We start from the raw sequence: 5,442 nt of genomic DNA on the forward strand, positions 1-5,442 counted from the left end.
TTCCATAAAAAGTGGCTCGGGGCCTACAAGTCTGCGGAAGGTTCGCAGCGCCTCACGAGCACAAACGAAAAGGAGCATGAAGATGCCCAAAATGAAGACCAAGAGCAGCGCGAAGAAGCGTTTTCGCGTTCGTCCCGGTGGCACCGTCAAGCGCGGCCAAGCCTTCAAACGTCACATCCTGACCAAGAAGTCCACCAAGACCAAGCGCCACCTGCGCGGATCAGTCACTGTTCATGAGACCAACATGGGTCACATGGCACAGATGCTGCCCGGCATGGGTATTTGATCAACGACGAACAGGAGAACACACATGCCTCGCGTCAAACGTGGTGTCACGGCTCGCGCCCGACACAAAAAAGTACTGGCTCTGGCCAAAGGTTTCCGCGGCCGCCGCGGTAACGTCTTCCGCATCGCCAAACAGGCGGTGATGAAGGCTGGGCAATACGCCTACCGCGATCGCCGCACCAAGAAGCGCGTCTTCCGTCAGTTGTGGATTGCCCGTATCAACGCCGGTGCTCGCGCATGCGGCATGACGTACAGCCAGTTCGCCAACGGTCTGAAGAAAGCTTCGATCGAAATCGACCGCAAGGTTCTGGCCGATCTGGCCGTGAACGATCCGGCTGCATTTGGCAGCATCGTGGAGCAAGTCAAAGCCAAGCTGGCCGCTTGATTCACGACTGGGACACCGCTCACGCGGTGATCTCCGGTCGCTCAAAGGGGTTGAGGCTTGAGGGATTTCCCTCGCTGGCTTCAACCCCTTTTTTCATTGGCAACGATTCAAGTACACACATGAACGAGTTGGACGCACTGGTCGACAGCGCCCGCGCAGCGTTTGCGCAGGCCACCACCCCCGCCGATCTGGAAAACGCCAAGGCCCAGTACATGGGCAAGGCCGGCCGCATCACCGAGCTGATGAAGGGCATGGCCGCGCTGCCGGTCGACGAGAAGAAGACCCGTGGCGCTGCGATCAACCTGGCCAAGCAGGCGATTGAATCCGCGTTGACGGATCGCCGTCAGGCTTTGGCCGATGCCGAGCTGCAGATCCAGCTGAAAGCGGAGGCGCTGGACGTGACCCTGCCGGGACGCCAGCGTGGACAGGGTGGCTTGCACCCGGTGAGCCTCACGCTGGAGCGCATCGAGGCGATCTTCGGCTCCATGGGATTTGAAGTGGCCGAAGGTCCCGAGATCGAGTCCGACTGGTTCAACTTCACAGCGCTCAATACGCCCGAGGACCACCCGGCGCGTTCGATGCACGACACTTTTTACGTGGAGGGTGGCAGCGAAAAAGCGCCGAATTTGCTGCGCACCCACACCAGCCCGATGCAGATCCGCCATGCGGTGCAGCATGTGAAACGCCACCGCGCTGCGCTGGACGCCGGTCAGCCGATGCCGGAAATTCGCGTGATCGCGCCCGGCCGCACCTACCGCGTCGACAGCGACGCCACGCACTCGCCGATGTTCCACCAGTGCGAAGGTCTGTGGGTGGGTGAGAACGTGAGCTTCAAGGACCTGAAGTTCGTCTTCACCGATTTCTGCCGCACCTTCTTCGAGTCGAACGATCTGGTGCTGCGTTTTCGCCCCAGCTTTTTCCCGTTCACCGAGCCCAGCGCCGAGATCGACATCCAGTTCCAGAGCGGTCCGCTGGCCGGCCGCTGGCTGGAGGTGGCGGGCTCTGGCCAGGTGCACCCGAACGTGGTGCGCAACATGGGCCTGGACCCCGAGAAGTACATCGGCTTTGCCTTCGGCATGGGCCCGGACCGCCTGACCATGCTGCGCTACGGCGTTAACGACCTGCGCCTGTTCTTTGACGGTGACGTCCGATTCCTTGCCCAGTTCCGCTGATCCACCGCGCTGAGACACCGACATGCAATTCCCAGAATCCTGGCTTCGCGCCTTCTGCAACCCGCCCCTGACCAGCCAGCAACTGGCCGACACCCTGACCATGGCCGGTCTGGAAGTGGAAGAGCTGCAGCCTGTGGCGCCGCCGTTCTCCAAGATCGTCGTGGGCGAAATCAAGTCTGCCGAGCAACACCCCAATGCCGACCGCCTGCGTGTGTGCCAGGTGGATGTGGGGCAGGGCAGCCTGCTCAACATCGTCTGTGGAGCGCCCAATGCGCGCGTGGGCATCAAGGTGCCCTGCGCGCTGGTGGGTGCCGAGCTGCCACCCGGTGAAGATGGCAAGCCGTTCCTCATCAAGCTGGGTCAACTGCGCGGCGTAGAAAGCCAGGGCATGTTGTGCTCGGCGCGAGAACTCAAACTGAGCGAAGACCACGGTGGTTTGCTGGAGCTGCCATCCGATGCGGTGGTGGGACGCGACATCCGCGAACAGTTGTTGCTTGACGACATGCTGTTCACGCTCAAGCTCACGCCCAACCTCGCGCACTGCCTGAGCGTGTACGGCATCGCGCGCGAAGTGTCCGCGCTCACCGGCGCGCCGTTGATCGAACCCCCGTTCGCGGCGGCGGCCGTGTCCTTGCAGGACCGTTTGTCGGTGCAGGTGCAAGCGCCCGATTTGTGCGGCCGTTTCACCGGTCGCATCGTGCGCGGCGTCAACACCCGCGCCGCCACACCCGCCTGGATGGTCGAGCGTCTGGCGCGTTGCGGTCAGCGCAGCGTCTCGCCGCTGGTGGACATCTCCAACTATGTGATGTTCGAGCTGGGCCGCCCGTCGCACATCTTCGACCTCGACAAGATCCACGGTGGCCTGCAGGTGCGCTGGGGCCGTGAGGGCGAGACGCTCAAGCTGCTCAATGGCAACACCGTCACGGTGGACACGTCTGTGGGCGTGATTGCCGATGACCAGGCCGTGGAATCGCTGGCCGGCATCATGGGTGGCGACGCGACCGCCGTGTCCGACGACACGCAGAACATCTACATCGAGGCCGCTTTCTGGTGGCCCAAAGCGATTGCAGGCCGCTCGCGCCGCTACAACTTCTCGACCGACGCTGGGCACCGTTTCGAGCGTGGGGTGGACCCTTCGACGACCGTTGAGCACATCGAACGCATCACGCAACTGGTGCTCGATGTCTGCGGCGGCCAGGTTGGTCCGATGGATGACCATGTGGTCAACCTCCCGGTGGCGAAACCGGTGACGTTGCGCGTGGCGCGCGCGAACAAGGTCATCGGCATGCCGCTCACGCAGGCACAGTGCGCGGGCGCATTGCGCCGGCTTGGTCTGGCTTTGGAAGAGGGCGACGGCACCATCACCGTCACGCCGCCGGCCTACCGTTTTGACATCCAGATCGAGGAAGACCTGATCGAAGAAGTGGCGCGGGTGGTGGGCTACAACCAGTTGCCCGAAACACCACCGCTGGCACCGATCACCGCCAAGATCCGGCCCGAGGCCCGGCGCGGACCCTTCGCGGTACGGCGTCTGTTGGCCCAGCTCGGCTACCAGGAAACCATCAACTTCAGCTTTGTCGAAGAACGCTGGGAGCGTGAGCTGGCCGGCAACAACGATCCGATCCGCCTGCTCAACCCGATCGCCAGCCAGATGAGCGTGATGCGTTCGTCGTTGATCGGCAGTCTGGTTTCGGTGCTCAAGTTCAACCTCGACCGCCGCGCAGATCGCGTGCGCCTGTTCGAGGTGGGTCGCGTGTTCCACAAGGACACGTCCGTGGTTGATAGCGACACCAGCGTGGCCGGGTTCCACCAGCCCATGCGCGTGGCTGGCCTGAGCTTTGGCGCGGTGGACACGCTGCAATGGGGCACCAGTGAGCGCGCTGCCGATTTCTTTGATGCCAAGGGCGACGTGCAGGCCCTGCTCGCGCCGCAGAAGCCCGAGTTCCGCGCTGACGAACACCCAGCCATGCACCCCGGCCGTTGCGCCAGCGTGTGGCTGCAGGGCCGCTGCATTGGCCATGTGGGCGAGCTGCACCCCCGCTGGCGGCAGTCGTACGAGCTGGCCCAGGCGCCCGTGCTGTTCGAGCTGGAGCTCGACGCGGTGCTGGCTCGCGACGTTCCTGTTTATCAGCCAGTGGGTCGTCATCAGGCCGTTGAACGCGACCTGGCCATCGTGGTCAAGGAAAGCGTGAGCCATGCCGAGGTGGTCGATGCGATTCGTGCGCCTGCCAGCGCATGGCTGCGCGACGTCGTGCTGTTCGACGTCTACCGTCCCAAGAGGCAGTCAGATGGTGCTACGCCCGGTACCTTGGCGCCCGACGAAAAAAGCCTGGCGGTGCGGCTCGTGCTCAACCGCGACGACGCTACACTGACCGACGAAGACATCGAGGCCACCGTCAAGGCGGCGCTCGAGTCCCTGCAAACGCGTGTGGCTGCCCGCCTGCGCGCCTGACCGAACGAGGATGGAGAAGCACCGCATGGAACTCGCTGTTGAAAGCCTGGAAACACCGGCACTGACCAAAGCCCAACTGGCCGAGATGCTGTTTGACCAGATCGGTCTGAACAAGCGGGAGTCCAAGGACATGATCGACGCCTTCTTCGATCTGGTGACCGACAGCCTGGTCGAAGGCACCGATGTGAAGATTTCGGGCTTCGGCAATTTCCAGATCCGCACGAAGGCGCCGCGTCCCGGTCGCAATCCTCGTACCGGTGAGCCCGTGGCCATCGAAGCCCGCCGCGTGGTTACCTTCCACGCGAGCCCCAAGCTCAAGGAGCAGGTTCAGACCGCCGTGATCGGCGCCTGAACCGCGTTTCCCCCGGGCTTTTGCCCTGCCACCGAATAGCCGGGCTCGCTCCGGTTCTGCGCGCCCGTTTCGGATGGGCGCCAGACGGTCGGCTATTGCCTCCAAGCGGTCGAGTTCGGCGCCGTCCGGTGGTGTTTGCAACATTTCACACAGAATTCCACCTTCCCCTGCGCACGCCCATGTTTGTTAGAGTAAATTCAAGCTTCGGTCCGTACCGCCTTGATTTTCATGGAAAAAACGCTCCCGCCCATTCCCGCAAAACGCTACTTCACCATCGGTGAAGTGGGCGAACTGTGTGGCGTCAAGCCGCACGTGCTGCGTTACTGGGAGCAGGAATTCACGCAGTTGCGGCCCATGAAGCGGCGGGGCAACCGGCGCTATTACCAGCACCACGAGGTGCTCATGATTCGCCGCATTCGAGAGCTGTTGTACGACCAGGGCTTCACGATCAGTGGCGCGCGCAACAAGTTGCAGGAACTCGTTCAGGCCGATCGGGAAAAGCGCCGCGGCGAAGACGAGGACGAAGCCATCGACGTGATCGATCTCGACGCCGTCATCCACGACGAAATGCCAGCCGTTGCCAATGAGCGCAGTCACGAAGTGATCGCGGGCACGAGCCTGCTGGTTCATGAGGTCCGCCGCGAGTTGCTCGAAATACGTGAGCTTCTTCGTCACACAGCCTGAAAGGCTGTCTTTGACAGCTATAATTCGAGGCTTGTCGGCGTGTAGCGCAGCCTGGTAGCGCACTTGCATGGGGTGCAAGGGGTCGCGAGTTCGAATCCCGCCACGCCGACCA

The 5,442-nt window shown here is 62.8% G+C and carries 6 protein-coding genes and 1 tRNA gene; all 7 read left to right on the forward strand.

Features of this window, described 5'->3' with window-relative positions:
* Positions 1-82: 82 nt before the first annotated feature.
* The 7 genes from rpmI (at position 83) to Q0C59_RS18250 (ending at position 5,442) form a co-directional block, all read left to right on the forward strand.
* A complete protein-coding gene (gene rpmI / locus Q0C59_RS18220; protein WP_291218218.1) occupies positions 83-286 on the forward strand; it encodes a 50S ribosomal protein L35 in 204 nt (67 codons plus the stop codon).
* Positions 287-310: 24 nt separating this feature from the next.
* A complete protein-coding gene (rplT, locus tag Q0C59_RS18225) occupies positions 311-670 on the forward strand; it encodes a 50S ribosomal protein L20 (protein ID WP_069046248.1) in 360 nt (119 codons plus the stop codon).
* A 119-nt stretch (positions 671-789) separates the two neighbouring features.
* On the forward strand, positions 790-1,842 hold the full coding sequence (pheS, locus tag Q0C59_RS18230) for a phenylalanine--tRNA ligase subunit alpha (RefSeq protein WP_291218211.1): 1,053 nt from the start codon (positions 790-792) through the stop codon (positions 1,840-1,842).
* A gap of 22 nt (positions 1,843-1,864) precedes the next feature.
* The gene (pheT, locus tag Q0C59_RS18235; RefSeq protein WP_291218213.1) at positions 1,865-4,294 is read left to right on the forward strand and encodes a phenylalanine--tRNA ligase subunit beta; all 2,430 of its coding nucleotides are present in this window, start codon (positions 1,865-1,867) and stop codon (positions 4,292-4,294) included.
* A gap of 25 nt (positions 4,295-4,319) precedes the next feature.
* On the forward strand, positions 4,320-4,646 hold the full coding sequence (locus Q0C59_RS18240; protein WP_291218215.1) for an integration host factor subunit alpha: 327 nt from the start codon (positions 4,320-4,322) through the stop codon (positions 4,644-4,646).
* 228 nt (positions 4,647-4,874) lie between these two features.
* Entirely contained in the window at positions 4,875-5,330 is a 456-nt protein-coding gene (locus tag Q0C59_RS18245; RefSeq protein ID WP_291218220.1) for a MerR family transcriptional regulator, read from the forward strand.
* A gap of 35 nt (positions 5,331-5,365) precedes the next feature.
* Positions 5,366-5,442: transfer RNA gene (locus tag Q0C59_RS18250), tRNA-Pro, on the forward strand.

Origin of the sequence: Hydrogenophaga sp., from assembly GCF_022844385.1 — a bacterium.
GTDB lineage: Bacteria > Pseudomonadota > Gammaproteobacteria > Burkholderiales > Burkholderiaceae_C > Hydrogenophaga.

Coding starts and splice junctions, on each gene's coding strand:
- rpmI (WP_291218218.1), top strand. CDS start 83: ATGCCCAAAATGAAGACCAAGAGCAGCGCGAAGAAGCGTTTTCGCGTT.
- Q0C59_RS18240 (WP_291218215.1), top strand. CDS start 4,320: ATGGAACTCGCTGTTGAAAGCCTGGAAACACCGGCACTGACCAAAGCC.
- pheS (WP_291218211.1), top strand. CDS start 790: ATGAACGAGTTGGACGCACTGGTCGACAGCGCCCGCGCAGCGTTTGCG.
- pheT (WP_291218213.1), top strand. CDS start 1,865: ATGCAATTCCCAGAATCCTGGCTTCGCGCCTTCTGCAACCCGCCCCTG.
- Q0C59_RS18245 (WP_291218220.1), top strand. CDS start 4,875: ATGGAAAAAACGCTCCCGCCCATTCCCGCAAAACGCTACTTCACCATC.
- rplT (WP_069046248.1), top strand. CDS start 311: ATGCCTCGCGTCAAACGTGGTGTCACGGCTCGCGCCCGACACAAAAAA.